This is a genomic window from Rahnella woolbedingensis, assembly GCF_003602095.1.
Classification (GTDB): domain Bacteria; phylum Pseudomonadota; class Gammaproteobacteria; order Enterobacterales; family Enterobacteriaceae; genus Rahnella; species Rahnella woolbedingensis.
The window spans coordinates 63,648-88,914 of sequence record NZ_RAHH01000005.1 but is presented as its reverse complement, the minus strand read 5'-3'; the positions used below and the strand labels follow the sequence as shown (position 1 = coordinate 88,914).

At 53.0% G+C, this 25,267-nt stretch carries 23 protein-coding genes; 19 read left to right on the top strand and 4 right to left on the bottom strand.

The genetic code is table 11. The features are described 5' to 3' along the window. The first annotated feature begins 9 nt into the window (after positions 1–9). Positions 10–975 (top strand): nickel/cobalt transporter, encoded by a 966-nt coding sequence (locus D6C13_RS05125; protein WP_167457989.1) that lies wholly within the window; start codon positions 10–12, stop codon positions 973–975. Positions 976–1,058: 83 nt separating this feature from the next. Here D6C13_RS05125 and suhB read toward each other — a convergent pair whose 3' ends face one another. Continuing rightward, the gene (gene suhB / locus D6C13_RS05120; RefSeq protein ID WP_120131750.1) at positions 1,059–1,862 is read right to left on the bottom strand and encodes an inositol-1-monophosphatase; all 804 of its coding nucleotides are present in this window, start codon (positions 1,860–1,862) and stop codon (positions 1,059–1,061) included. Between the two features lie 127 nt (positions 1,863–1,989). Between suhB and trmJ the strand changes: the two genes are divergently transcribed. The 16 genes from trmJ (at position 1,990) to D6C13_RS05040 (ending at position 18,760) form a co-directional block, all read left to right on the top strand. Beyond that, positions 1,990–2,727, top strand: coding sequence for a tRNA (cytosine(32)/uridine(32)-2'-O)-methyltransferase TrmJ (gene trmJ / locus D6C13_RS05115; protein ID WP_120131749.1), 738 nt, complete (start codon positions 1,990–1,992; stop codon positions 2,725–2,727). Positions 2,728–2,943: 216 nt separating this feature from the next. Then, the gene (gene iscR, locus D6C13_RS05110; RefSeq protein ID WP_120131748.1) at positions 2,944–3,438 is read left to right on the top strand and encodes a Fe-S cluster assembly transcriptional regulator IscR; all 495 of its coding nucleotides are present in this window, start codon (positions 2,944–2,946) and stop codon (positions 3,436–3,438) included. 323 nt (positions 3,439–3,761) lie between these two features. Continuing rightward, positions 3,762–4,931, top strand: a complete 1,170-nt coding sequence (locus D6C13_RS05105) for an IscS subfamily cysteine desulfurase (protein WP_120131747.1) — start codon at positions 3,762–3,764, stop codon at positions 4,929–4,931. Positions 4,932–5,012: 81 nt separating this feature from the next. Further along, positions 5,013–6,323: an aminopeptidase PepB gene (pepB, locus tag D6C13_RS05100; RefSeq protein WP_167457986.1), complete on the top strand. Its 1,311-nt coding sequence runs from the start codon at positions 5,013–5,015 to the stop codon at positions 6,321–6,323. Positions 6,324–6,515: 192 nt separating this feature from the next. Continuing rightward, entirely contained in the window at positions 6,516–7,379 is an 864-nt protein-coding gene (sseB, locus tag D6C13_RS05095) for an enhanced serine sensitivity protein SseB (RefSeq protein ID WP_120131746.1), read from the top strand. 212 nt (positions 7,380–7,591) lie between these two features. Continuing rightward, positions 7,592–8,017 carry a nucleoside-diphosphate kinase gene (gene ndk / locus D6C13_RS05090; protein WP_013574367.1) on the top strand — a complete coding sequence of 142 codons (426 nt, stop codon included), beginning with the start codon at positions 7,592–7,594 and terminating at the stop codon, positions 8,015–8,017. A gap of 234 nt (positions 8,018–8,251) precedes the next feature. Further along, entirely contained in the window at positions 8,252–9,451 is a 1,200-nt protein-coding gene (gene rlmN / locus D6C13_RS05085; RefSeq protein WP_279630046.1) for a dual-specificity RNA methyltransferase RlmN, read from the top strand. 106 nt (positions 9,452–9,557) lie between these two features. Next, a complete protein-coding gene (pilW, locus tag D6C13_RS05080; protein WP_208642860.1) occupies positions 9,558–10,295 on the top strand; it encodes a type IV pilus biogenesis/stability protein PilW in 738 nt (245 codons plus the stop codon). Next, positions 10,285–11,277 carry a cytoskeleton protein RodZ gene (rodZ, locus tag D6C13_RS05075; RefSeq protein WP_120131744.1) on the top strand — a complete coding sequence of 331 codons (993 nt, stop codon included), beginning with the start codon at positions 10,285–10,287 and terminating at the stop codon, positions 11,275–11,277. The genes pilW and rodZ overlap by 11 nt, the downstream gene beginning before the upstream one ends. Before the next feature lie 42 nt (positions 11,278–11,319). After that, complete coding sequence (ispG, locus tag D6C13_RS05070; protein WP_120131743.1) at positions 11,320–12,441, top strand: flavodoxin-dependent (E)-4-hydroxy-3-methylbut-2-enyl-diphosphate synthase; 1,122 nt, start codon at positions 11,320–11,322, stop codon at positions 12,439–12,441. A gap of 257 nt (positions 12,442–12,698) precedes the next feature. Further along, on the top strand, positions 12,699–13,973 hold the full coding sequence (hisS, locus tag D6C13_RS05065) for a histidine--tRNA ligase (RefSeq protein ID WP_120131742.1): 1,275 nt from the start codon (positions 12,699–12,701) through the stop codon (positions 13,971–13,973). A gap of 13 nt (positions 13,974–13,986) precedes the next feature. Then, the gene (locus D6C13_RS05060; protein WP_120131741.1) at positions 13,987–14,607 is read left to right on the top strand and encodes a YfgM family protein; all 621 of its coding nucleotides are present in this window, start codon (positions 13,987–13,989) and stop codon (positions 14,605–14,607) included. Positions 14,608–14,618: 11 nt separating this feature from the next. Beyond that, complete coding sequence (gene bamB / locus D6C13_RS05055) at positions 14,619–15,800, top strand: outer membrane protein assembly factor BamB (protein ID WP_120131740.1); 1,182 nt, start codon at positions 14,619–14,621, stop codon at positions 15,798–15,800. Between the two features lie 209 nt (positions 15,801–16,009). Continuing rightward, entirely contained in the window at positions 16,010–17,494 is a 1,485-nt protein-coding gene (der, locus tag D6C13_RS05050; protein ID WP_120131739.1) for a ribosome biogenesis GTPase Der, read from the top strand. A 66-nt stretch (positions 17,495–17,560) separates the two neighbouring features. Beyond that, positions 17,561–18,517, top strand: coding sequence for an AEC family transporter (locus D6C13_RS05045; RefSeq protein ID WP_120131738.1), 957 nt, complete (start codon positions 17,561–17,563; stop codon positions 18,515–18,517). A gap of 12 nt (positions 18,518–18,529) precedes the next feature. After that, a complete protein-coding gene (locus tag D6C13_RS05040; RefSeq protein ID WP_120131737.1) occupies positions 18,530–18,760 on the top strand; it encodes a zinc ribbon domain-containing protein in 231 nt (76 codons plus the stop codon). On the opposite strand, the gene D6C13_RS05035 is transcribed toward D6C13_RS05040, so the two are convergent. The 3 genes from D6C13_RS05035 to D6C13_RS05025 all read right to left on the bottom strand — a co-directional run bounded on the left by D6C13_RS05035 (position 18,745) and on the right by D6C13_RS05025 (position 21,342). Next, positions 18,745–19,089, bottom strand: coding sequence for a protealysin inhibitor emfourin (locus D6C13_RS05035; protein ID WP_120131736.1), 345 nt, complete (start codon positions 19,087–19,089; stop codon positions 18,745–18,747). The genes D6C13_RS05040 and D6C13_RS05035 overlap by 16 nt on opposite strands. Continuing rightward, a complete protein-coding gene (locus D6C13_RS05030) occupies positions 19,090–20,124 on the bottom strand; it encodes a M4 family metallopeptidase (protein ID WP_120131735.1) in 1,035 nt (344 codons plus the stop codon). Between the two features lie 135 nt (positions 20,125–20,259). Further along, positions 20,260–21,342: a LacI family DNA-binding transcriptional regulator gene (locus D6C13_RS05025; RefSeq protein ID WP_120131859.1), complete on the bottom strand. Its 1,083-nt coding sequence runs from the start codon at positions 21,340–21,342 to the stop codon at positions 20,260–20,262. Between the two features lie 214 nt (positions 21,343–21,556). On the opposite strand from D6C13_RS05025, the gene D6C13_RS05020 reads away from it, so the two are divergent. Continuing rightward, complete coding sequence (locus D6C13_RS05020) at positions 21,557–22,870, top strand: MFS transporter (RefSeq protein ID WP_120131734.1); 1,314 nt, start codon at positions 21,557–21,559, stop codon at positions 22,868–22,870. After that, complete coding sequence (locus tag D6C13_RS05015) at positions 22,867–25,230, top strand: glycoside hydrolase family 31 protein (RefSeq protein ID WP_120131733.1); 2,364 nt, start codon at positions 22,867–22,869, stop codon at positions 25,228–25,230. Before D6C13_RS05020 ends, D6C13_RS05015 begins: the two co-directional genes overlap by 4 nt. Positions 25,231–25,267: the final 37 nt, after the last annotated feature.

Here is a 25,267-nt window from a genome sequence, read left to right as displayed (position 1 = left end):
CTCTGGCCGCTGGCGATATTTTTGCTGCTGCTGGCGGGCGGCGTTTTTCTCCTCATCCATTTCTGGCCGCGGATTTTGCTTAGCAGCATTATCTGGCAGAGGGAATTACATCAGGAACTGGCCGGGCTGTTGCGTCAGGTGAAAGAAAATCCGCTGCAGGCAGGGATGACGCTGGCCGGTTTCAGCCTGATATACGGCGTGATCCACGCTATCGGACCGGGGCACGGTAAAATCGTCATCACTACCTATCTGGCGACGCATCCCTCAAGGCTGAAAAGCAGCCTGAAACTGACGCTTGCGTCGGCGATTGTTCAGGGGCTGGTGGCGATATTGCTGGTCAGCGTGGTGCTTGGCGTGCTGCAACTGTCTTCGCGTCAGCTGCATGAGAGCAGTTTCTGGATGGAGCGCGGCAGTTTCATTCTGGTGATGTTGCTGGGGCTGCTGCTGTGCTGGCGCGCGCTAAAAAAGGTGTGGCAGACGATCAAAAGTTTGCATCCGGCACCGGCAATGAAAATCCACAGTCTGTCGCCACTGGGCAGTGAAACACATGTCCACGATGAACATTGCGGTTGCGGGCATCAGCATGTACCGAGTGATCAGCAGCTTCAGGCAGGTGGGGATTTGCGCACGCAGATAGCGATAGTGCTGGCGATGGGATTGCGACCGTGCTCCGGTGCGATCATGGTGTTGCTCTTCTCTAAAGTCATCGGCGTGTACAGCTGGGGTGTGATTTCCGCTATCACGATGGCTATCGGTACATCACTGACCGTTTCGCTGATGGGTGTGCTGGTGTTTTACAGCCGCGCGCTGGCGGTGAAACTGAGCGCAACGCGCACCCCTGCGGCCTGGCAGCGGATCACCTGGTCATTACTGGCGCTGACCGGCGGAATTGTGCTGCTGTTGGCGGGAATATTGCTCTACAGCACCGGCGGCGGAGACGTTTCGCCAATCACCGGCGGGCCCTTCAGGGGATAACCTTACAGGGCATAAACAGCAGGTATAAAAAAACGGACGCCCGCAAGGACGTCCGTTTTTCTTGGTATCAGGAACCGGCGGGATTAACGCTTCAGCGCTTCGCTCAGTTCATCACGCATGGTCATCAGAATACCTTTAACGACGCGTGGGTTGCCTGCAACAATGTTGCCAGACGAGAAGTGGTTATGGCCGCCAACGAAGTCAGTCACAACGCCGCCTGATTCACGAACCAGCAGTTCGCCACCGGCGAAATCCCATGGCTTGAGGGCGATTTCGAAGAAACCGTCAACGCGGCCAGCAGCCACGTAAGCCAGATCCAGCGCAGCAGAACCGGTGCGACGGAAGTCAGCACATTCGGTGAACAGTTTGCCAACGACTTTCATGTAGCTGGCTGCGTGTTGTTTTGCTTTGAATGGGAAACCGGTCGCCAGAATGGTGCCGTCGAGATCTTTCGCGTTAGTACCGCGCAGACGGTAACCGTTCAGCTGTGCGCCCTGACCGCGGGTCGCGGTGAACAGTTCGTTACGCATTGGGTCATAAACTACCGCAACTTCAGTGCGGCCTTTGATGCGCACGGCGATAGAAACAGCGAAATGTGGGAAGCGCTTAACGAAGTTGGTGGTGCCATCCAGCGGGTCGATAATCCATTGTACGTCTTTGTCTTCGCCTTCCAGTTCGCCACACTCTTCACTGATGATGGTGTGTTTTGGATAGGATTTGCGAATAACATCGATAATCATGTGTTCTGCATCGCGGTCTACGTTGGTAACAAAATCGTTGGTACCTTTTTGTGTAGATTCTACAGAGTCTGGCGTTTCGTAATGTTTGGCAATCAGGTTACCGGCCTTGCGCGCAGCGCGCACGGCGATGGTGAGCATCGGATGCATGGATATCTTCCAACTAGGATGTTAAAGAACGGGAATACGGGAAACGGCGCGCAGTATAGCAGGGGTTCTGAAAATTAACTACCGTTGTGTTAAGCTGTTGTGATATTCCGTCTGGCTAAGAGTCCCTATGCTGCCCAATATCCGCATTGTATTAGTAGAAACGTCCCACACTGGCAATATGGGCTCAACCGCCCGTGCCATGAAAACCATGGGTTTATCCAGCCTTTATCTGGTAAATCCGCTGGTAAAACCTGATTCTCAGGCTATCTCTTTGTCTGCCGGTGCCAGTGATGTCATCGGTAATGCGACGATTGTTGATACCCTCGACGAAGCACTGGCCGGCTGTAGTCTGGTGATCGGCACCAGTGCGCGTTCCCGCACACTGCCGTGGCCGATGCTTGAACCGCGTGAGTGCGGCGAACACAGTGCGAAAGCGGCACAAACCGCGCCGGTCGCGCTGGTGTTTGGCCGTGAACGCGTCGGGCTGACCAACGAAGAACTGCAAAAATGTAATTACCACGTATGTATTCCGGCGAACCCTGAATACAGCTCGCTGAATCTGGCGATGGCCGTGCAGATTATTGCCTACGAAGTGCGTGTCGCGCATCTGGCGTTGCTGGAAGCCGAAAAACCGCAGATTGAATACGAAGAAACGCCGTACCCGCTGGTCGACGATCTCGAGCGTTTCTATCAGCATCTGGAAAAAACCTTGCTGGAAACCGGCTTTATTCGCCAGGCGCATCCGGGTCAGGTTATGAGCAAATTACGCCGTCTGTTTACCCGTGCGCGACCTGAATCTCAGGAATTAAACATCCTGCGTGGCATCCTGACGTCGATTGAAAAGACTCATAGCAACAAAGAATAAGCGTCAGAATTTGATTATAAAGAGCCTCTTTGGTTCCTTTAATCAAAAGGTTACGCGTTTTCATTGAATGACGAAAAGAGTGCGGAATAGCCGGGTATGTAATACTTGAGTAAAACACTAGGTTAAATAGTTGACTGTTTTACTCGGGAATGGCAGACTCGTTTGCATGTTCCGCACTATTGAATTTTTAAGTCATTTTAAACAGGTAACCATGCTATGAGACTGACATCCAAAGGCCGTTATGCCGTGACCGCTATGCTCGACGTTGCACTGCATTCACAGGAAGGACCAGTACCACTGGCTGACATTTCTGAGCGTCAGGGTATTTCCCTTTCCTACCTGGAGCAGCTTTTCTCGCGCTTACGCAAAAATGGTCTGGTTGCCAGTGTTCGTGGTCCCGGCGGTGGTTATTTGTTAGGTAAAGATGCTGGCGATATCGCGGTAGGTGCTGTGATCACAGCCGTTGACGAATCTGTCGATGCCACCCGTTGCCAGGGCAAAGAAGGCTGCCAGAATGGCGAACGCTGCCTGACGCATACCTTATGGCGTGATCTGAGCGAGCGCATCAGCGGCTTCCTGAACAACATTACATTGGCGGAGCTGGTCAACAATCAGGAAATCCTGGAAGTTGCCGACCGTCAAAATGGTGAAGTCCGTCGTCAGCCTAACGGACGCCAGATGGAAACTATCAACGTGAATTTACGAGCGTAATTGCCCGTCATCCTTTGAGCTGTCTCTGCGTTGCTGCCTTCGCGAACCCCGGTCACATACTATTGTATGCTCCCGGAGACTCACTCAGTTGCCGCCTTGATACAACTCAAATGGTTCAGGGATGCACCGGTATAGGTATGTTCTTAAAGCCCGCGGAAATGCAAATTTTCGCGGGCTTTTGATTTTAAGACGTCAATTCTTACCGATTAGTGCCCGCAAAGTGTCATTTCCCTTTTAAGAATCTGCGAACCCGTTTTAAACTGGATGTCGTTTTTTTCATTCTTTCGTTCGAAGCCGAACGCGCAGTCCGGAGCTTACCTGCCATGAAATTACCTATTTATCTCGATTATTCTGCCACCACGCCGGTTGATCCGCGAGTGGCGAAGATGATGATGCAGTGTTTAACACTCGACGGTACTTTCGGTAACCCGGCTTCCCGCTCTCACCGGTTTGGCTGGCAGGCCGAGGAGGCGGTGGATGTCGCGCGCAACCAGATTGCTGAGCTGATTAATGCTGATCCGCGTGAAATTGTTTTCACATCGGGCGCGACAGAATCTGACAACCTGGCGATTAAAGGTGCCGCCCACGCGCAGCGTGAGAAAGGCAGACATATCATCACCAGCCAGACGGAACACAAAGCGGTGTTAGACACCTGTACTCAACTGGAAACCGAAGGCTTCGACGTCACTTATTTAGCTCCGCAGGCTGACGGTATTATTCCTCCTGCTATGATTGTAGCGGCACTGCGCCCGGACACGATTCTGGTGTCAGTCATGCAGGTGAATAATGAAACCGGCGTGGTGCAGGATATTGCGGCAATCGGCGAACTGTGCCGCAGTCGCGGTATTTTGTTCCATGTAGATGCGACCCAAAGTGTGGGCAAAATTGCGATTGATGTCAGTCAACTGAAAGTGGATCTGATGTCATTTTCTGCGCACAAGATTTACGGCCCGAAAGGCATTGGCGCGCTGTATGTCAGCCGCAAACCGAAAGTGCGGATTGACGCGCAAATTCACGGCGGTGGCCATGAGCGCGGTATGCGTTCCGGGACGTTGCCGGTGCATCAGATTGTCGGAATGGGCGAAGCATATCGCATTGCCAGAGAAGAAATGACTGCCGAAGTGGCACGTCTGAGCGCACTGCGCGATCGTTTGTGGAAAGGTATTCAGCAGCTTGATCAGGTGTTTCTTAACGGCACGCCGAAACATGCCGCGCCAAATATTCTCAACGTCAGTTTTGCCGATGTTGAAGGGGAATCCCTGATTATGGCGCTCAAAGATCTGGCCGTGTCGTCCGGTTCAGCCTGTACTTCCGCCAGTCTTGAACCCTCTTATGTGCTGTGTGCGCTGGGATTAAGCGAGGAACTGGCGCACGGCTCCATCCGTTTTTCTCTCGGACGCTGGACCACGGAAGAAGAAATTGATTACGCGATTGCGCTGGTGGTGAAATCAGTGGGCCGCCTGCGTGAATTGCCCCCTGTTTATACGAAATGAAGTGCCACCCGCTGAACGGGTGATTTGCCTGTCATTGATAATGAATATTCATTGAAGATAAAAACAATCAGGAGTCCTGTTATGAGTTCCGAAGTAACGACCAATGAAGCGATGTCCGTTTTCCTTTCCTCTGAGCCAGCGGATGCACGCTGGGGCGAAAAGGCAACACTGAGCACGGATGCCGCCGGTATGACCATTCACCTGAAAGACGGCGACGCGCTGACGGCTATCTCCCGCGCGGCACGCCGCATCGACGGTCAGGGCGTGAAAAACGTCAAACTGGCGGGTGAAGGCTGGAGCCTCGAAAATAGCTGGGCATTCTGGCAGGGCTTCCGTGGTCCGAAAGGCACGCGCAATGTTGAATGGGCTGAACTGTCTGAAGATGACGCGAACACGCTGAAACAACGCCTGAAGATCATCGACTGGGTGCGTAACACGATTAATACCCCGGCGGAAGATTTATCCCCTGAACAGCTGGCCACCCGCGCCGTTGATCTGATGTGTGAATTTGGCAACGAGAAAGTCAGCTACCGCATCACCAAAGGTGACGATCTGCGTCAGCAAAGTTACATGGGCATCCACACTGTCGGCCGTGGTTCTGACCGTCAGCCGGTATTGCTGGCACTCGATTACAACCCGAGCGGCGACGGTGATGCTCCGGTTTACGCCTGCCTGGTCGGCAAAGGTATTACCTTCGACACCGGCGGTTACAGCCTCAAGCCAAGCGCTTCTATGGACTCCATGAAAGCCGATATGGGGGGAGCCGCGACTCTGACCGGCGCACTGGCACTGGCAGCGGCTAACGGCCTGAATAAACGCGTAAAACTGTACCTGTGCTGCGCGGACAACATGGTCAGCGGCAATGCGCTGAAACTCGGCGATATCATCCGTTATCGCAATGGCAAAACCGTTGAAGTGATGAACACCGACGCCGAAGGCCGTCTGGTACTGGCTGATGGCCTGATCGATGCGTCTGCGCAAAACCCGGAACTTATCATCGATGCGGCAACGCTCACGGGTGCGGCAAAAACGGCACTGGGCAACGATTACCACGCGCTGTTCAGTTTTGACGACGCACTGGCCGGCGAACTGCTGGAAAGCGCGAAGGCCGAAAACGAACCTTTCTGGCGTCTGCCGCTGGAAGAGTTCCACCGTTCGCATCTGCCGTCTAACTTTGCTGAGCTGAACAACATTGCGGGTCCTGCTCACACTGCGGGCGCGAGCACGGCAGCGGCGTTCCTGTCTCATTTCGTGACTGAATATAAGAAAGGCTGGCTGCACATCGACTGCTCCGCCACTTACCGTAAAAGCGCGGCTGACCAGTGGTCTGCCGGTGCGACCGGTTTAGGCGTGCGTACCGTGGCCAACTTATTGTTAGCCAAAGCGAAATAAATATCCGTCATACTTCGAGTTACAGATGCGTTGGCTGCGTTTACTCACCCGAAACACTTACCTGAGTAAGCTCATCGGGATTCATTCGCTTGCCGCATGCCTGCAACTCGAATTTTTTGGGTATAAGTCATTGTTTGTACAACGGGGCGCTTAATGGCGCCCCGTTTTATACCATTACCGGAGTCAAGAATCATGAGTGTCCCACACGATCATCTTCCTGCTGGCGCGGCGGCGACCGACGGTGAAAACGAGCTGGAGCGCCTGCTTCGCCTGTCTGTCACCGCACCGGCCTGGCGTCCGGCGTTTTATCAAACCTTGCTGGAATCCACCGTTTTTGTGCTGGGTGATGCGGGGCAGGATGACGCTGAAAAGCAGGGCAGTGTGGCGATCACCGCAGGCAGTGAACTGAATATTTTGCACTGGGAAAAGCAGGACGGCAGTTCAATCATTCCTTTCTTTTCTTCGGTAGATGTCCTGGAAAAAGCCAGCGCCGGTGAAAGTCCGGATGAGCAGGCGTTTGTCGCGCTGCCCGCCCGCGTGTTGTTTGAAATGACACAAGGGGAAGAATTGTTTCTGAATCCGAAGTCGGAATACGGCAAGGAATTCACCCCGAACGAAGTCACGTTGTTGCTGAGCAATGGCGGGCTGCATGCGCCGTCGGAGCTGGTGCTGGATAAAGAGAGCCAGCTGCTGATTGGCAAGCCGGAGGAATATCCGTCTGCGATGATCGACGCACTGACCACGCTGTTCACACAGAAGAAGCCGGTGCGCCGCGCGTTTATGGCGCTGATCCACGATAAAGCCGCAGACGACCAGCCGAACCTGCTGATTGGTGTGGAAGCGGATGGCGATGAGCAGGAAATCGACGCGCTGATCCGCGAGGCGGGCAATGTGGCGAGCGAAACGTCTCCAGATGATCGTCCGGTGGATTTCTGTATCGTTTCTGAAAAGGAACGCGGTATCAGCCATTATCTGATAAGCCACACCCAGCCATTCTATCAGCGCAAATGGGGCAGTTGGCTGCGGAACATTATTCCGTCGTCAGGTCAGGCATAAAATCAGGGGCAGAACGCCGTTTTGCCCTTGTTTTGTTTAAGAGAAATGTGCGGTTTAGGTTCGATAGTGAATCAATCACACATTTTTTTAATTAAATGTTGTGATTCGGGTAGGCAATCTTAACTTCGCTCCCTATAATCACCGCCATTTTACGGCAGGTATAACATTAAATTAACCGGCCCTACCTATAAAAGTCAGACAGAGGTTTTTTCATGACTATCGAACGCACTTTCTCCATCATCAAGCCAAACTCCGTAGCTAACAACGACATCGGTGCTATCTACGCACGCTTCGAACGCGCGGGTTTCACCATCATCGCGTCTAAAATGCTGAAACTGACTAAAGAACAAGCTGAAGGTTTCTACGCAGAACACAAAGGCCGTCCTTTCTTTGACGGTCTGGTTGAGTTCATGACCTCTGGCCCGATCATGGTTCAGGTTCTGGAAGGCGAAAACGCTGTTCAGCGTAACCGTGACATCATGGGCGCAACTAACCCGGACAACGCTCTGGCAGGTACCCTGCGTGCAGACTTCGCTGACAGCTTCACTGCTAACGCTGTTCACGGTTCTGACGCTGTAGAATCTGCACAACGCGAAATCGCTTACTTCTTCACCGAAAGCGAAATCTGCCCGCGTTAAGATTTTTGGGTAAGCTTTGCTGGAAGATGTGCCGCAAATTCGCAAGAATTTTGTAACAGTCACTTTCCAAACATGGCAACCGTGCCCTAAAATTTGTACAATGTTGCGCCCCGAATGAGCCAGCCTCTTCGGGGCGCAATTTATTTGCAGGCCATGTGTTTGTGGTGTTTATAAAAAACAACCGGCTCTGCACTTCCAATACGCCATAACGTGTAACAACGAGGCCATTTTTTCATGTCAGAATTCAACACGCCCGAGCAAACCTTGTCTGAGACTACCCAAACTTCCGCAGAAGCCGTCGCCGTTGTTGCGCCTGCTGCCGCAAAAATTAACCTTCTTGACCTTAACCGCAAACAAATGCGTGAGTTCTTCATCAACATGGGCGAAAAACCGTTCCGTGCTGATCAGGTCATGAAGTGGATGTATCACTACTGCAGCGATGATTTCGAGCAAATGACCGATATCAACAAAGTGCTGCGTGAAAAGCTGGCCCGCGTTGCCGAAATTCGTGCACCGGAAGTCGCTTCAGAACAACGTTCCACTGACGGCACCATTAAATGGGCTATTCAGGTAGGCGGACAGCTGGTCGAAACCGTGTATATCCCGGACGGCGACCGTGCGACGCTTTGCGTTTCTTCTCAGGTAGGCTGTGCGCTGGAATGTACCTTCTGCTCCACGGCGCAACAGGGCTTTAACCGTAATCTGCGCGTGTCCGAAATTATCGGTCAGGTATGGCGTGCGGCAAAAATTATCGGCGCTGCAAAAGTGGCGGGTACGCGTCCTATCACCAACGTGGTGATGATGGGCATGGGCGAGCCGTTGCTGAACCTCAATAACGTGGTTCCGGCGATGGAAATCATGCTGGATGATTTCGGTTTTGGTCTGTCAAAACGTCGCGTAACGCTTTCCACATCAGGTGTCGTGCCTGCACTGGATAAACTGGGCGATATGATTGACGTCGCACTGGCGATTTCCCTGCATGCACCGAACGACACCATTCGTGACGAAATCGTGCCGATTAACCGCAAATATAATATCGACATGTTCCTGGCTGCGGTTGAACGCTATATTGGCAAATCCAATGCCAACCAGGGTCGTGTGACGATTGAGTACGTTATGCTGGATCACATCAATGATGGCACCGAGCATGCACACGAACTGGCAGAGCGTCTGAAAAATACGCCATGCAAGATTAACCTGATCCCATGGAACCCGTTCCCGGGCGCGCCGTATGGCCGCAGCTCGAACAGTCGTATCGATCGTTTCTCTAAAGTCCTGATGGATTATGGCTTTACGGTTATCGTGCGCAAAACCCGTGGCGATGACATTGATGCCGCGTGCGGTCAGTTAGCCGGTGATGTAATCGATCGTACCAAACGTACGCTGAAGAAAAAAATGGCTGGCGAGCAGCAGATTTCTGTTAAAGCCGTTTAATCGCCAGAAGGTGAGTGCGGGACTTTGCGTTGACGTGAAGCCCGCCGTTTTGTTGTCGGTGGCAGGGTAAAGGGAATTAAGCATGACAATGAAGGGCAGTGTAAAAATGTTGATAGCTGCAGGCATGTCTGTGGCTTTGCTGGCGGGCTGTTCCAGTTCACCTAAAGAGTCGCAACCGGCCAGTGGCGCAGCACAAACGCGCCTCGAGTTGGGTATGGCGTACCTGAATCAAGGGAACATGGACGCAGCAAAACAAAATTTGCAGAAAGCCGTTGACGGTGCGCCGCAGGATTATCGGACGCAACTGGGCATGGCGCTTTACGAGCAAAAAAACGGCAATCAGAAAGCCGCAGAAAGCCGCTACCAGCAAGCGCTGCAGCTGGCGCCGCAAAATGGGACTGTCTTAAATAATTACGGTGCGTTTTTGTGTAGTTTAGGGCAGTATGTACCGGCACAACAGCAGTTTAGCGCAGCGGCTAATGCGCCTGATTACGGTCAGGCTGCTGACAGTCTGGAAAATGCAGGCTACTGTTTTCTGAAGGCCAATCAGAATGAGGAGGCGCGAGTGTTACTAAGCCGGGCATTGAAAGTGGATCCCGATAAAGGTGCACCCCTGCTGACTGAGGCAACCAATGAATTTGGGAAAGGGAACCGCGCTCAGGCGAAACTTTTACTGGATGTATATCAACATGTTCTGCCAGCCACTGCTGACAGCATCATGTTACAAATTCGATTCGCTGCGTTAGCGGGCAAACCGGATAGCGTTCAACGCTACGGTAAGCAACTTGCGCGTAGTTACCCACAATCTAAACAGTACCAGCAGTTCTTAGCCAATGAATACTGAAGCCTCCCAAGAAAATAATGCAAAACTGACCACAGGCGAACGTCTGCGTCAGGCTCGTGAAGAGTTAGGTCTTAGCCATCAGGCTGTTGCAGAACGCCTGTGTCTGAAAGTCTCAACTATTCGCCAAATCGAAGAAGAAACGACGCCGGCCGATCTTGCGCCGACTTTCCTGCGTGGTTATCTGCGTTCTTATGCCAAGCTGGTTCATGTACCTGAAGAAGAATTATTAGGTCTGATCGGTAAGCAAGCGCCAATCAAAGTGCCTAAAGTGGCATCAATGCAAGGGTTCTCTCTCGGTAAGTCTCGCAAAAAACGCGATGGCTGGTTGATGGGCTTTACCTGGCTGGTGGTGTTTGTCGTGATTGGTCTGACGGGTGCGTGGTGGTGGCAAAATCATCAGGCGCAACAGCAGGAAATCGCTACCATGGCCGATCAGTCATCGGCACAGCTGAATCAGGATAACGGCCAGGGGCAGACTATTCCTCTGGGCGATAATGCGAATTCAGCACCGACCACAGACGATACTTCTTCTGCGCCAGCAACTGATGCCAATGCACCGCAAGCGCAGAACAGCATTGCGTTAAACACAGCACCTGCGGCGACAGCCAACAGTGCGCCAGCGACGACTGCGCCAACAGAACAGGCACCTGCTGCCGTTTCTACCAGCCAGCCAGCCACCGCTGAAAACGGTCTGCCAACCGGTGATGCACAAACTGCTGCGGCAGCGGGTGCGGATCCGCAAGCGGTCACTTTTACTTTTAAAGCGGATTGCTGGTTCCAGATTGATGACGCGTCAGGTAAAACGCTGTTCAGCGGCATGAAGAAAGGCGGTGAAACCTTCAGCGTGAAGGGCACTGCGCCGTATAAACTGAAAATCGGTGCGCCGGGTGCGGTTGATATCCAGTTCCAGGGCAAGCCGGTTGATTTAAGTCGTTTTGTAAAATCAAGCCGTGTTGCGCGCCTGACCTTAGCTGCCGAGTAATCGGCAGTTTGTCAGACGATTGCAACGATGGAGAGTGAAGTAATGCATAACCAAGCACCCATTACCCGTCGCAAATCAACCCGGATTTATGTCGGCAAGGTGCCTGTAGGTGACGGAGCACCGATTGCAGTGCAATCGATGACCAACACCCGCACCACAGATGTCGCGGCGACAGTCGCACAGATCAAATCACTGGAACGCGTCGGTGTCGATATTGTTCGCGTTTCTGTGCCCACAATGGATGCGGCTGAAGCATTCAAACTTATCAAACAGCAGGTTAACGTCCCGCTGGTCGCTGATATTCATTTCGATTACCGCATCGCCCTGCAGGTTGCAGAATACGGCGTAGATTGCCTGCGTATTAACCCGGGTAACATCGGTAACGAATCCCGCATCCGCTCTGTGGTGGATTGCGCACGCGACAAAAATATTCCTATCCGTATCGGTGTGAACGGCGGTTCTCTGGAAAAAGATATCCAGGAAAAGTACGGTGAACCTACGCCGCAGGCGTTGCTGGAATCAGCGATGCGCCATGTCGATATTCTTGACCGTCTCAACTTTGATCAGTTTAAAGTCAGCGTAAAAGCGTCTGACGTGTTCCTGGCCGTTGAGTCATACCGTCTGCTGGCCAAACAAATTGTTCAGCCATTGCATCTGGGGATCACCGAAGCGGGTGGCCTGCGTGCAGGCTCGGTTAAATCGGCCATCGGCCTCGGCTTGCTGTTATCTGAAGGTATCGGCGATACGCTGCGTATTTCACTGGCGGCTGATCCGGTTGAAGAAGTGAAGGTTGGCTTCGATATCCTCAAATCACTGCGCATCCGCTCCCGTGGTATCAACTTCATTGCCTGTCCGACCTGTTCACGTCAGGAGTTTGATGTCATCGGCACGGTCAATGCGTTAGAGCAGCGTCTTGAAGACCTCATCACGCCAATGGACGTTTCGATCATTGGTTGTGTGGTGAATGGTCCGGGCGAAGCGCTGGTTTCTACCATCGGCGTGACCGGCGGTCATAATAAAAGCGGTTTTTATGAAGACGGTGTCCGTCAAAAAGAACGCTTTGATAACACCGATATGATCGATCAGTTAGAAGCAAAAATTCGCGCCAAAGCAGCGATTATGGATGAGAGTAAACGTATCGTTATCAATCATCTTGAAAAGTAACATCGGTTGCGGGTCATACTTACACCCAAATAATTCGAGTTGCAGGAAGGCGGCAATCAAACGAATCCTGATGAGCTTATCCGGGTAAGTGGTTCGGATGAGTGAGGGCAGCCAACGCATCTGCGACTCGAAGAATGACGGGTATACCTGCATTATTATATTGAACCCGACTGGGGTGATTGAGACTGTGCGTTGAACCACAGGACACAAAACCCCTATAATCGGGTTCATTTTTTATAAAACGATAGAGAACTGACGTGGCAAAGAATATCCAGGCCATTCGCGGCATGAACGACTACCTGCCAGAAGACACAGCACTGTGGCAGCGTATTGAAGGTTCGTTGAAACAAGTGCTCGGCAGCTACGGCTACAGCGAAATTCGTATGCCGATTGTAGAGCAGACCCCATTGTTTAAACGCGCTATCGGTGAAGTGACCGATGTCGTGGAAAAAGAAATGTATACCTTTGAAGACCGCAACGGCGAAAGCCTGACGCTGCGTCCGGAAGGTACGGCGGGCTGCGTGCGCGCCGGAATTGAACATGGTCTGCTGTACAATCAGGAACAGCGTCTGTGGTACATCGGTCCGATGTTCCGCTACGAGCGCCCGCAAAAAGGTCGCTATCGTCAGTTTAATCAGCTGGGTGTGGAAGTCTTTGGCTTGCAAGGCCCTGACGTTGATGCGGAATTAATTCTGCTGACTGCCCGCTGGTGGCGTGCGCTGGGAATTTCTGAACACGTTGCACTGGAACTGAACTCTATCGGTTCACTGGAAGCCCGCGCCAACTATCGTGACGCGCTGGTGGCTTTCCTTGAGCAGCACAAAGACAAGCTGGATGAAGACTGCAAACGTCGCATGTACAGCAATCCGCTGCGCGTTCTGGATTCTAAAAATCCGGATATCCAGGCATTATTAAATGATGCGCCGGAGCTGGGTGATTATCTTGATGAAGAATCAAGAGAACACTTTGCAGGCCTGTGTGAACTTTTAGAGCAGTCTGGCATCCCATATACGGTTAATCAGCGACTTGTGCGCGGTTTGGATTATTACAACCGCACCGTGTTCGAATGGGTAACTAACAGTTTAGGCTCACAAGGTACCGTATGTGCCGGTGGCCGTTACGACGGTCTGGTCGAACAACTGGGTGGCCGTGCAACGCCTGCAGTCGGTTTTGCTATGGGCCTTGAGCGTCTGGTATTACTGGTTCAGGCCGTAAACCCGGAATTCAAAGCGCCGTCAACTGTCGACGCCTACGTGATTTCTTCCGGCGCCGGTACGCAAAGCGCGGCCATGCAACTGGCTGAAAAATTGCGTGATGCATTGCCTGAACTGAAATTAATGACTAACTACGGTGGTGGTAACTTCAAAAAGCAATTCGCCCGTGCTGATAAATGGGGTGCACGCATTGCCCTGGTATTAGGCGAAGATGAAGTTGCTAATCAGCAGGTTGTGGTAAAAGACCTGCAGAGTGGAACGCAAGAAACGCTGGCGCAGAGCGAAATCGCCGCGCGTCTGGCCTCGATGTTGGGTTAAGGAGAAGGACACTGTGGAAGTCTATACCACTGAGAATGAACAGGTTGATGCTGTACGTCGCTTCTTTGCCGAAAATGGTAAAGCGCTGGCCATCGGCGTTGTTCTGGGTATTGCAGCCCTGGGCGGCTGGCGTTTCTGGCAGAGTCACCACGACTCAGCCCTGACGGAAGCTTCTGCGTCTTTCCAGAAAGCGAATCAGTCGATGACTGGCAATAATGCGCAGGGCGTGGCCAGTCTTGAGAAGTTTGCTCAGAGCAATGACAATAATTACGGGGTGTTTGCTGCCCTGCAACTGGCTGATCATTTCGTTGAGACCAAAGATTTCGCGAATGCTGAAAAGCAGTTAGTTCAGGCGCAAGGTCAGGCTAAAGAAGATAATTTACGCTCGCTGGTGAATTTACGTCTGGCTCGTATCCAGATGCAACAAGGCAAATTTGATGATGCACTCAAAACGTTAGATGGCGTGAAGGGTGAAGGCTGGGCGGCTATGCAGCAAGGCATCCGTGGTGATGTTCTGCTTGCGAAAGGCGATGCAAAAGGCGCACGTGAAGCCTACAGCAAAGGACTCGATTCTAAACCCTCTCAAACGCTGCAAACTGTGCTGCGTATGAAATTGAACAACTTAGCCAGCTAAGGGGAACCCCGATGCAATTGCGTAAAACACTCTTGGTAGGATGGGTTTCTGTTGCCCTGCTGAGTGGCTGTTCATTGTTTAACAGCGAAGAAGACGTGGTAAAAATGTCTCCGCTGCCAAAAGTTGAGAATCAATTTACTCCGACCAAAGTCTGGAGCAAATCCGTAGGGGATGGTGTAGGCGACTTCTATTCCAACCTGCGTCCGGCCTGGCAGGACAGCACTATCTATGCGGCTGATCGTTTTGGTGTGGTTAAAGCACTCGACGCCGACAGCGGTAAAGAAAAATGGAGCGTTAACCTGTCTGAAAAGACCGGCTTCCTCTCCCGGAACATTTCCGCACAGCTTTCTGGCGGCCTGACCGTATCGGGTAGTCATGTGTATGTCGGCAGCGAAAAAGCGGTGGTGTATGCATTGAACACCACTGACGGCACCGTGGCATGGCAGACCAAAGTTGCGGGTGAAGCATTGTCCCGTCCGGTTGTCAGCGATGGCCTCGTTCTGGTACACACCGGCAACGGTATGTTGCAGGGTCTGAGCGAATCCGATGGTACTATCCAGTGGACAGCTAACCTCGATATGCCAACGCTTTCCCTGCGTGGCGAATCGGCTCCAGCCGTGGCGTTTGGTGCGGCTATCGTCGGTGGTGACAACGGCCGCGTCAGCGCAGTGCTGATGAAAGAAGGTCAGCTGATCTGGCAACAACGTATCTCCCAGACGACCGGTACCACTGAAATTGACCGTCTGAGCGATGTAGACACCACGCCGGTGATCGTTGATGGCACGGTGTATGCGCTGGCTTATAATGGCAGCCTGGTGGCGATGGATCTTCGTTCTGGTCAGATCATGTGGAAACGTGATGTGGGCTCAGTCAACGACATCATCGTCGATGGCGGCCGCATCTATATGGTTGACCAGGATGACCGCGTGATGGCACTTGATACCCAGGGCGGTGTCAGCGTGTGGCGTCAGAGTGAATTATTGCACCGTAACCTGACAGCCCCGGTGCTGTATAATGGTTACATCGTAGTCGGTGATTCCGAAGGTTATCTGCACTGGATTAACACCACAGACGGTCGTTTTGTGGCTCAGCAGAAAGTCGACAGTGACGGCTTCCTGAGCGGACCGATTGTGGCCAGTGACAAGCTGGTCGTGCAGGCGAAAGGTGGCGAAGTTTACTCCTTCACCCGCTAATATCGCGACCTGCGTCTGGCTCTGAGATCGGTTGATCTCAGGCTTTAAAACGGCTCCTGAATTGCTCAGGGGCCGTTTCGTATTCTGAAATCTGCGTAACTGGCTTTGAGTGGTTGCGTTGTAACAATTTGAATTATAGTGGTTTGTATTGAAATTCTGCAGGCCAGCTATTTGCGTTTTGCACCATATTAAAAAACTGAGGCTTCAAAATGATACCTGTCGTTGCGCTTGTAGGGCGCCCGAATGTGGGGAAATCCACTTTATTTAACCGTTTAACCAAAACGCGTGACGCGCTGGTTGCGGATTTCCCGGGTCTTACGCGTGACCGCAAGTATGGTCGTGCCGAAATTGAGGGTAATGAATTCATCATCGTGGATACCGGTGGTATCGACGGTACCGAAGACGGCGTTGAAACCCGCATGGCGGGGCAGTCTCTGCTCGCTATCGAAGAAGCGGATATTGTGCTGTTCATGGTCGATGCACGTGCGGGCCTGATGCCTGCCGATCAGGGTATTGCCCAGCATCTGCGCAGCCGTGAAAAAGCCACTTTCCTGGTCGCGAACAAAACTGACGGTCTGGATCCTGACAGCGCCGCAGGCGATTTCTACTCGCTGGGTCTGGGCGAAGTTTATGCTATCGCCGCTTCCCACGGTCGTGGCGTTACGCAGCTTATCGAACACGTTCTGATCCCGTTCGTGGGTGAAAAACCGGTAGAAGTCGAACTCACCGAAGAAGAGGCTAACGCCGCTTACTGGGCTGAGCAGGAAGGCACCGGCGATGAAATCCCTGAAGACGTGGAAGACGATTTCGACCCGCAGTCTCTGCCAATCAAACTGGCTATCGTAGGACGTCCGAACGTAGGTAAGTCCACACTGACTAACCGTATTCTGGGCGAAGAGCGCGTCGTGGTATACGACATGCCGGGCACCACGCGTGACAGTATTTATATCCCGATGGTGCGTGACGAACGTGAATACGTTCTGATTGACACCGCCGGTGTGCGTAAGCGCGGTAAAGTGACGGAAACCGTGGAGAAATTCTCGGTAATCAAAACCCTTCAGGCGATCGAAGATGCCAACGTGGTGATGCTGGTCATCGATGCCCGTGAAGGCATTTCCGATCAGGATCTCTCACTGTTAGGCTTCATTCTGAACAGCGGGCGCTCACTGGTGATTGTCGTCAACAAGTGGGACGGCATGAACGAAGAAGCGCGTGCGCAGGTGAAAGATCAGCTGGAACTGCGCCTCGGTTTCGTCGATTTCGCGCGTATCCACTTCATCTCTGCCCTGCACGGCAGCGGCGTCGGCAACCTGTTTGAATCAGTCAACGAAGCCTATACCTGCGCAACCACGCGTGTAAGCACTTCCTTACTGACCCGTATCATGCAGATGGCCGCTGACGATCACCAGCCACCGCTGGTTAACGGTCGTCGCGTTAAGCTGAAATATGCTCACGCCGGGGGCTATAACCCGCCAATCGTGGTTATCCATGGTAACCAGGTGAAAGATCTGGCTGATTCCTACAAACGCTATCTGATGAACTATTTCCGTCGTTCATTGAAAGTGATGGGTACGCCAATCCGTATTCAGTTCAAAGAGGGTGAGAACCCTTATGAAGGCAAGAAAAACTCGCTTTCTCCGCACCAGCAGCGTAAGCGCCGACGTCTGATGCAGCACCTGAAAAATAAATCCTAAAATGACGGGGTGCATGAAAATGTACCCCGTTTTTTTGTCTTCATTTTCACGCAAGGAGCTGGCTGGATGTTCTGGCAGACCTGGAGTTTTGCGTTTGGTGTTACGGTTCCCAATTTATTGATCCTCTTGCTTGGTATGGTTTTACGCCGCACCGGTCTGATGGACGACAGTTTTAACGAGAAAGCCAGCCGTCTGGTGTTCAATATCGCGCTGCCTTGTCTGCTGTTTTTCAGCGTGGCGCAAGGGCACGACTCTTCCGGTTCTAATCTTCCGCTCGCCATTTATGGTGGCCTTGGTACCGTCGTGACCTTCCTGCTGCTGGAACTGGTGGCAATTAAGCTGGTAAAAGATCCCCGTGAGCGCGGCATTTTCGTGCAGGGCGGATTTCGCGCGAATACCGGTATCGCCGGGCTGGCCTATGCGTCGCTGGCATTTGGCAGCGAGGGCATTGCGCTGGGGTCGATGTACCTGGCGGTGACGGTGATTCTTTTCAACGTGCTGTCCGTGATTACGCTGACCCGCAGCCTGAAAGGCGGGCAGGGGAAACGTATCGGGCTAAAGCCTGTTTTGCATGGGATTGTGACGAATCCGCTGATCATCGGTCTGCTGCTCGGACTGGCGTTTCAGCACAGCCATTTACCGATGCTGCCGACAATTGCCAGTACCGGTGATTTTATTTCAGGTATGGCGCTGCCGCTGGCGATGCTGTGTGCCGGAGCAAGCCTCGACTGGAAAGCGATGTTCCGCAGTTCAAACGTGGCGGCCTGGTCTTCTGCTTCGCGTGTGATATTTGTGCCTGCTTTGATGACCTTTGGTGCATGGCTGTTTGGCTTTCGCGACGCGGCACTCGGCGTTATATTTCTCTTTTCCTGTACACCGACTGCGGCGGGCAGCTACGTTATGACCCGCGCGATGGGCGGTAATGCCACGCTGGCGGCCAACATTATTGCCGTCACGACGCTGGGATCATTTTTCACAACTGCACTGGGTCTGTATTTACTGCGGACGCTGGGCGTCATTTAGAGGGGATACACGATGGATGCGCTCTGTCCTGTTTGCGGTCAGCCGATGAGCTGGGTAAGCGGTCACTTCCACTGTGACACGTGCCATACCAATTATAAGCAAACGGCGTTATGCCCGGATTGCCAGCAACCGTTGCAGGAACTGAAAGCCTGCGGAGCGGTAGATTACTTCTGCCAAAACGGGCATGGGATGATTTCTAAAAAAAGGGTAACGTTTACGTATTCACCTTATTCGGATGAGTGATCGTCGGGCAGAGCCTGCTTCCATAAATCGACCAGTTCTTCGGGTGTCTCGGTTTCGGGAATAATCACCACCAGACTGGCGGAATGCTCTGCCGACGCGTAGTAAATCTCGAGACGGAAATAACGCTGGTCACCCCGACCGGCGTTTTCTTTTTCCTGAGCATAGGGCAAAGCTTTATTGATCAGCTGGCAAATTTCACGCCGTTTATCATCGCTCATGCCCGAAAGCTCGACCCGTCGCGGTCCGCTGAGTTTGGGGATAAATGCGACCCCTCCCTCACGGTAGATTTCAATTACCGTATTACTTTCCAGCGAATCTAAAGGTTTCATTTACATCACTCCAACCTGCTCCCAGGCTTCACGCACCGCTTGTGCGACGGTATCGTCAAAGCGTTTGTCCGCGTTTTTGACCGTCAACTGAGCGAAGGCAACAAAGTCAGCATCTTTCGCCAGGGATTTATCGCATACCGTGTCATACCAGACATAACCTGCACGCTCCCAGGCGTTCCCACCCAGTTTAGTGGCCGCCAGATAAAATGCGCGGTTAGGGATCCCTGAATTGATATGTACGCCGCCGTTATCGTCACGGGTGTTCACATAACCTTTCATGTCGGCAGGCTGCGGATCTTTGCCAAGTAACGGATCGTCATAGGCGGTGCCGGGATGGGACATCGAACGCAGGCCGGTGCCGTGAATGCCTTTTGCCAGCAGCCCTTCACCGATAATCCAGTCGGCTTTGTCGGCGGTTTGTTTCAGATGGAACTGTTTCACCAGCGAGCCAAACACATCCGACAGCGATTCATTCAGCGCACCCGATTGCCCGTTATAGTCCAGACCGGCTTCAGATTCCGTCACACCGTGGGAAAGCTCATGCCCAACCACATCAATGGCGATAGTGAAACGGTTGAAGATTTCTCCGTCGCCGTCACCAAAGACCATCTGCTGACCGTTCCAGAATGCATTCTGATAGCCTTTGTCGTAGTGAACGGTGCCAAGCAGCGCCAGCCCTTTGCCATCGAGCGAGTTGCGTTTGTACGCCTGCCAGAAGAAATCATAAGTGACGCCGAGATAATCAAAGGCCTCATCAACCGCCACATCGCCATTACTGGCCTGACCTTCTTTACGGACTGACTCGCCCGGCAGTTGCGTGGTGTTTTTAGCGTCATAAATATCACGCTCAACCTGACCGGCTTTGGCGGTCACAATCTTCTGCGGCTTCGCATAAGGTTGTGCCATCAGCGTATTGACGTGTACCAGCGTTTGTTTCGCGCACCGGCGCTGGGGTTCTGATCCGTGTTCGATAATACGGTTAAGCATGTACGGAGGGATAACACTGTTGTAACGCTTCTCTGAACTGTGATTCATCGTGAATCTCCTTATCAAGGCTCACCCGCAGGTGAAAGAAAGGTGTTCTGACCATCGGATACTGAAGTGCGGCTAATGATTCGCCATCACCGTCAGTATAGGCCTGTGAAGCGTCACGTCAGCTAAAGATGAGAATTATCTGTCCGGCTGCAGATCATACAATTTATGCGGATGTGATGTTACGGCGCGTCCGGAGGCTTTTCTGACCGAATCCCGCACCACCAGTTTGCCTTGTAACAGCTGCGTGGTATGCGGTGCATCAGGGCGAAGCATGCGGCGCTGAAGTAACGCAATCGCCTCTGCGCCCAGTTCATCACGCGGCACATGGACAGAGGTCAGTGGAACGTCGTGGATCTCCGCCAGATTAAACCCGTCGGTGCTGATAATACTGATATCACCCGGTACGGACAAACCGCGTTTTGACAAGGCCGACACGATGCCCGACGCCATAAAATCGCCGCCGGCCAGAATGGCGGTGGGAACAGGCTGTTCCGGTGACAACGAATCCAGATATTCCAGCAGTGCCTGTTCACTTTCCTGTGCGCCAAATCCGGAAGTATTAATCAAATGTTGCTTGTCACAGAAGGTCTGATGATGCCGCGCAAACGCCTGTTTGATGCCGGTCAGTCGCAGTTCCATCGTATGGCGGCGCAGACACTGCACGGTCACGATGTGCTTATGGCCCTGCGAAAAAAGATAATCGCAGGCAAAATCGCCCATCGTCTGATGGTCGGGGCTCACGCTGTCATGGTGCATAAAGCGGTCATAGCAGTTAACCAGCACGCAAGGTTTCCCCATCTCGGAGGCAAGCTGGTGAATATGCGGATCGTCAATGCCAACCAGCAGCCCGGCTTCGGTTATCGGGTCCGTCATTTTGGCGATAAACAGCGCCGCGTCGGCGTTTTCTTCTTCCATCGCACAGTAGCGGACACGCACTTCATGATTGGCGGTGGCTGCCAGAATGCCCTGGATTGCCTTGTAGTAAAAAATATCGCTGCGCACATCAAAAGCCCGGGCCGGGGCGAAAATCATGATGTTATTGAGCATCAGCCTGCCGGTGGAAAGCCCGCTGAACACTCCCTGAGCTTTCGCACACTCCAGTACGCAGTCGCGAGCTTTGCTGCTGGTATTATTTTTTCCCGCCAGAACCCGTGAAACCGTGCTGATGGACAGCCCTGTTTGGTCGGCAATTTGCTGGATATTTAACTTTCCTTTCAAACTGTGATCTCCTTCAAAATCGTCCGTGCAAAATTTTTCACCTGAGAAGGTCGGGAACACATAAGCTTTTATCCGTCCTGAATTCGCCCAGCAGTTATAGCGTGAAAGCTTTTGCAAAAAATCACGTTTCGCTCACAAATCCGTCTGCCTACTCTGCAGAAGTACCTCATATAACACATCATCTGCGGCCGAGCCGACGGGTGGGAGAACGGACATGACAATTCAGATCAACACCGAAACGACCGCTGTTGCCGGACGTCGAAAAATAAAAGCTTTACGCTGGTGGATGCTGGCGCTGTTCCTGCTTGGCGTGACGGTGAACTACGTCACGCGAAATTCTCTGGGTCTGCTGGCGGCTGAACTGAAAACCAGCCTGAACATGACCACCGAACAATATTCCTACATCGTGGCGGCGTTTCAGGCGGCTTATACTATCTTCCAGCCGCTGTGCGGCTGGCTGATTGACGTAATTGGATTAAAACTGGGTTTCCTGATTTGCGCTTCAATCTGGGCCGTCGTTTGTATGCTGCACGCCGGTGCGGGCAGCTGGATCCAGCTGGCGGTGTTGCGCTTCTTTATGGGCAGCGCAGAGGCGGCGGCGACGCCGGCCAATGCCAAAGCGATTTCCGACTGGTTCCCGCGTAAGGAACGTCCGGTCGCCGCAGGCTGGGCGGGTGTCGGTTTCTCGATTGGCGCCATGCTGGCTCCGCCGATTATCCTGGTTGCTCATCTGTCATTTGGCTGGCGCGGGGCTTTCCTGTTTTGCGGCGTGTTGTCGATGTTCTGGGTTTTGCTGTGGTGGAAGTTCTACCATTCACCGGAAACACACCCGAACTTAAGCAAAGACGAACTGGCGCTGATCCGCTCCGATAATGAGCCGCAACAAACGCGTCTGCCGTTTATCCAGTCGCTGAAAGTGGTCTGCAAAAACAAAAAATTCTACGGTATCGCCATTCCGGCATTTCTGGCTGAACCCGCATGGGCCGTGTTCAGTTTCTGGGTGCCGCTGTACCTCGCCAACGAACGCGGGATGGATTTAAAACACATCGTGATGTTCGCCTGGCTGCCGTTCCTGGCCGCCGATTTGGGCAGTATTGCCAGTGGCTATCTCACCACGCTGTATCGCAAAGTGTTTGGCTGCACCCGCATTAACTCCATCGTCGCCAGCTCCGTCACCGGCGCATTTATGATGCTGTCTCTGGCGCTGGTTGCCGTGACACAAAGCCCGTACGCCGCCATCGCGCTGATCTCCATTGGCGGATTCGGCCATCAGGTGATCTCCTGCATGCTGAGCGCCGTAGTGGTCGAGACATTTGATAAAAATCAGGTGGCGACGGTGAATGGTATGCGCGGATCTTCTGCATGGATCGCCAGCTTCCTGTTTTCACTTCTGATCGGCGCTGTTGCCGACAAAATGGGCTTCAATCCGCTGTTTATCGCCATGGGATTCTTTGATTTGATCGGCGCAGTCTTCCTGATTGCCCTGATCGCTGAACGCCGCAATCCGGCAAAAAGGGAGAGTGTATGAAGACGTTAAAACACTGGGAGCTTGCCGGGCAACACGACGCAGGCGTTGATTTACAGGTTGACGGTAAGCATCTGTTTTCCCTGCGTGTGCTGGAGCAGGGATTAATCCGCGTATTTATTCAGCGCAATGGCGAACTTGCGCTGGATCGTACCTGGAGCATTGCGCCACAAAATGATGTGCCCTGGGAAGGACGTGACCGCCTGAGCAGCGAAGGCTTCTCACTGCCCGGCTACCAGCTGGAGCAACGCGAAGACGGCCTGACGCTGACCACTGACGCGCTGCGCGTTACGGTGCATCAGCCGTTGTGGCTCGAGTGGGAATATAAGAATGAGGACGGCGCGTGGCTGCCGCTGGTGAAAGACCGTAAAACCGGCGCGTACATGCTCGGCGTTAAGAACGATGCGTCGGCGCACTATCAGCTGCGCGAGGCGCGGGATGGCGTGTACGGGCTGGGCGAAAAAGCCGGCGATCTCAACCGCAGTGGTCGCCGTTTTGAAATGCGCAATCTGGATGCGATGGGCTACAACGCCGCAAGCACCGATCCGTTGTACAAACATATTCCGTTCACCCTGACGCGCCGTAATGAGGTGAGTTTTGGCGTGTTCTACGACAATCTCAGCAATGTCTGGTTAGATCTCGGTAATGAACTGGATAATTACCATCTGCCTTATCGTCGTTTCAGCGCCGAAGCGGGCGATCTGGATTATTACCTTTTCATCGGGCCAACGACTCTCGACGTTACCAAAAAACTGGTCCGTCTGACCGGTAAAACCACCTTTGGCCCGAAATGGAGCCTCGGTTACAGCGGCTCGACCATGTATTACACCGATGCGCCGGATGCCCAGCAGCAACTGATGAAATTCATCACTCTGTGCCAGCAGCATGAAATTCCGTGCGATTCGTTCCAGCTTTCATCGGGTTATACGTCGATTGGCAATAAGCGTTACGTCTTCAACTGGAACTACGACAAAGTGCCGGAGCCGGAAGTGATGTCAAAGGCGTTTCTCGACGCCGGTATCCGTCTGGCTGCCAATATCAAACCTTGCCTGTTGCAGGATCACCCGCAGTACGGGCAGGTCGCGGAGCAGGGGCTGTTTATCCGCGACAGCGAAAACAATGTACCGGAACGCTCTGTATTCTGGGACGACGAAGGCTCGCATCTCGATTTCACCCATCCTTCCGCCGTCCGCTGGTGGCAGAAGGGCGTGACCCAGCAGTTGCTGCAAAAAGGCATCGGGTCGACGTGGAACGACAATAACGAATATGAAGTCTGGGACAGCGATGCGCGCTGCCACGGCTTCGGCAAATCCATCGCCATCAAACATATCCGGCCGGTGATGCCGCTGCTGATGATGCGGGCATCTTTTGAAGCGCAGCAAAGTTTTGCACCGGAAACCCGCCCGTATCTGATTTCACGTTCCGGTTGTGCGGGTATGCAGCGTTATGTGCAAACGTGGAGCGGCGATAACCGCACTAACTGGCAGACGCTGCGTTACAACACCCGCATGGGCATCGGCATGAGTTTATCCGGTTTGTATAACGTCGGGCACGATGTCGGCGGATTTTCCGGCGATAAGCCGGATGCAGAACTGTTCGTCCGCTGGGTGCAAAACGGCGTGATGCATCCGCGTTTTACCATCCATTCATGGAATGACGATCACACAGTGAATGAGCCGTGGATGTACCCGCAGGTGACGCCGCTTATCCGCGACGCTATCCGTCTGCGCTACCGTTTGCTGCCGTATTTTTACACCTTGTTATGGCAGGCTCATGCGGATGACGAGCCGATGCTGCGCCCGACATTCCTCGATCACGAGCACGACCAAAATACCTTCGCGGAAACCGACGATTTCCTGATGGGCCGTGATTTGCTGGTCGCCAGCGTGGTGGATGAAGGTCAGCGTGAGCGTGACGTTTATCTGCCTGATAACGGCACCGGCTGGTGCGATTTCTATACCGGCGAATGGTTTGCTGGCGGTCAGACAGTCACACTGAATGCACCTTTGGATCGTCTGCCACTGCTGGTTCGCGCGGGCGCTGCGCTGCCGCAATCCTGCCGTCTGGCGCATGTTGATGCCAGCAAAGATACATTACGTGAATTGCACGTATATCCGGCACCAGGTCAGGCTAAATCGTCAGGCATGTTGTTTGAGGACGACGGCGAAAGCCATCGCTGGGACCAGAATCATGCACTGTGGCTGAACTGGGATATCTCGAGTGACGATCAGCGAATCAACATCACGCTGACGCAGCGCGGGGATTTCAAACCGGGCTGGAACGCGCTGAGCATCGTGCTGCCGCAAGGTGAAGCGCGCGAAGTCTGGGTGAATGGCGTGAGAACAAACAGCTATAATCTTTAATTATTTCAATCACCTCCCCCTGCGAAGGGGGAGGCAG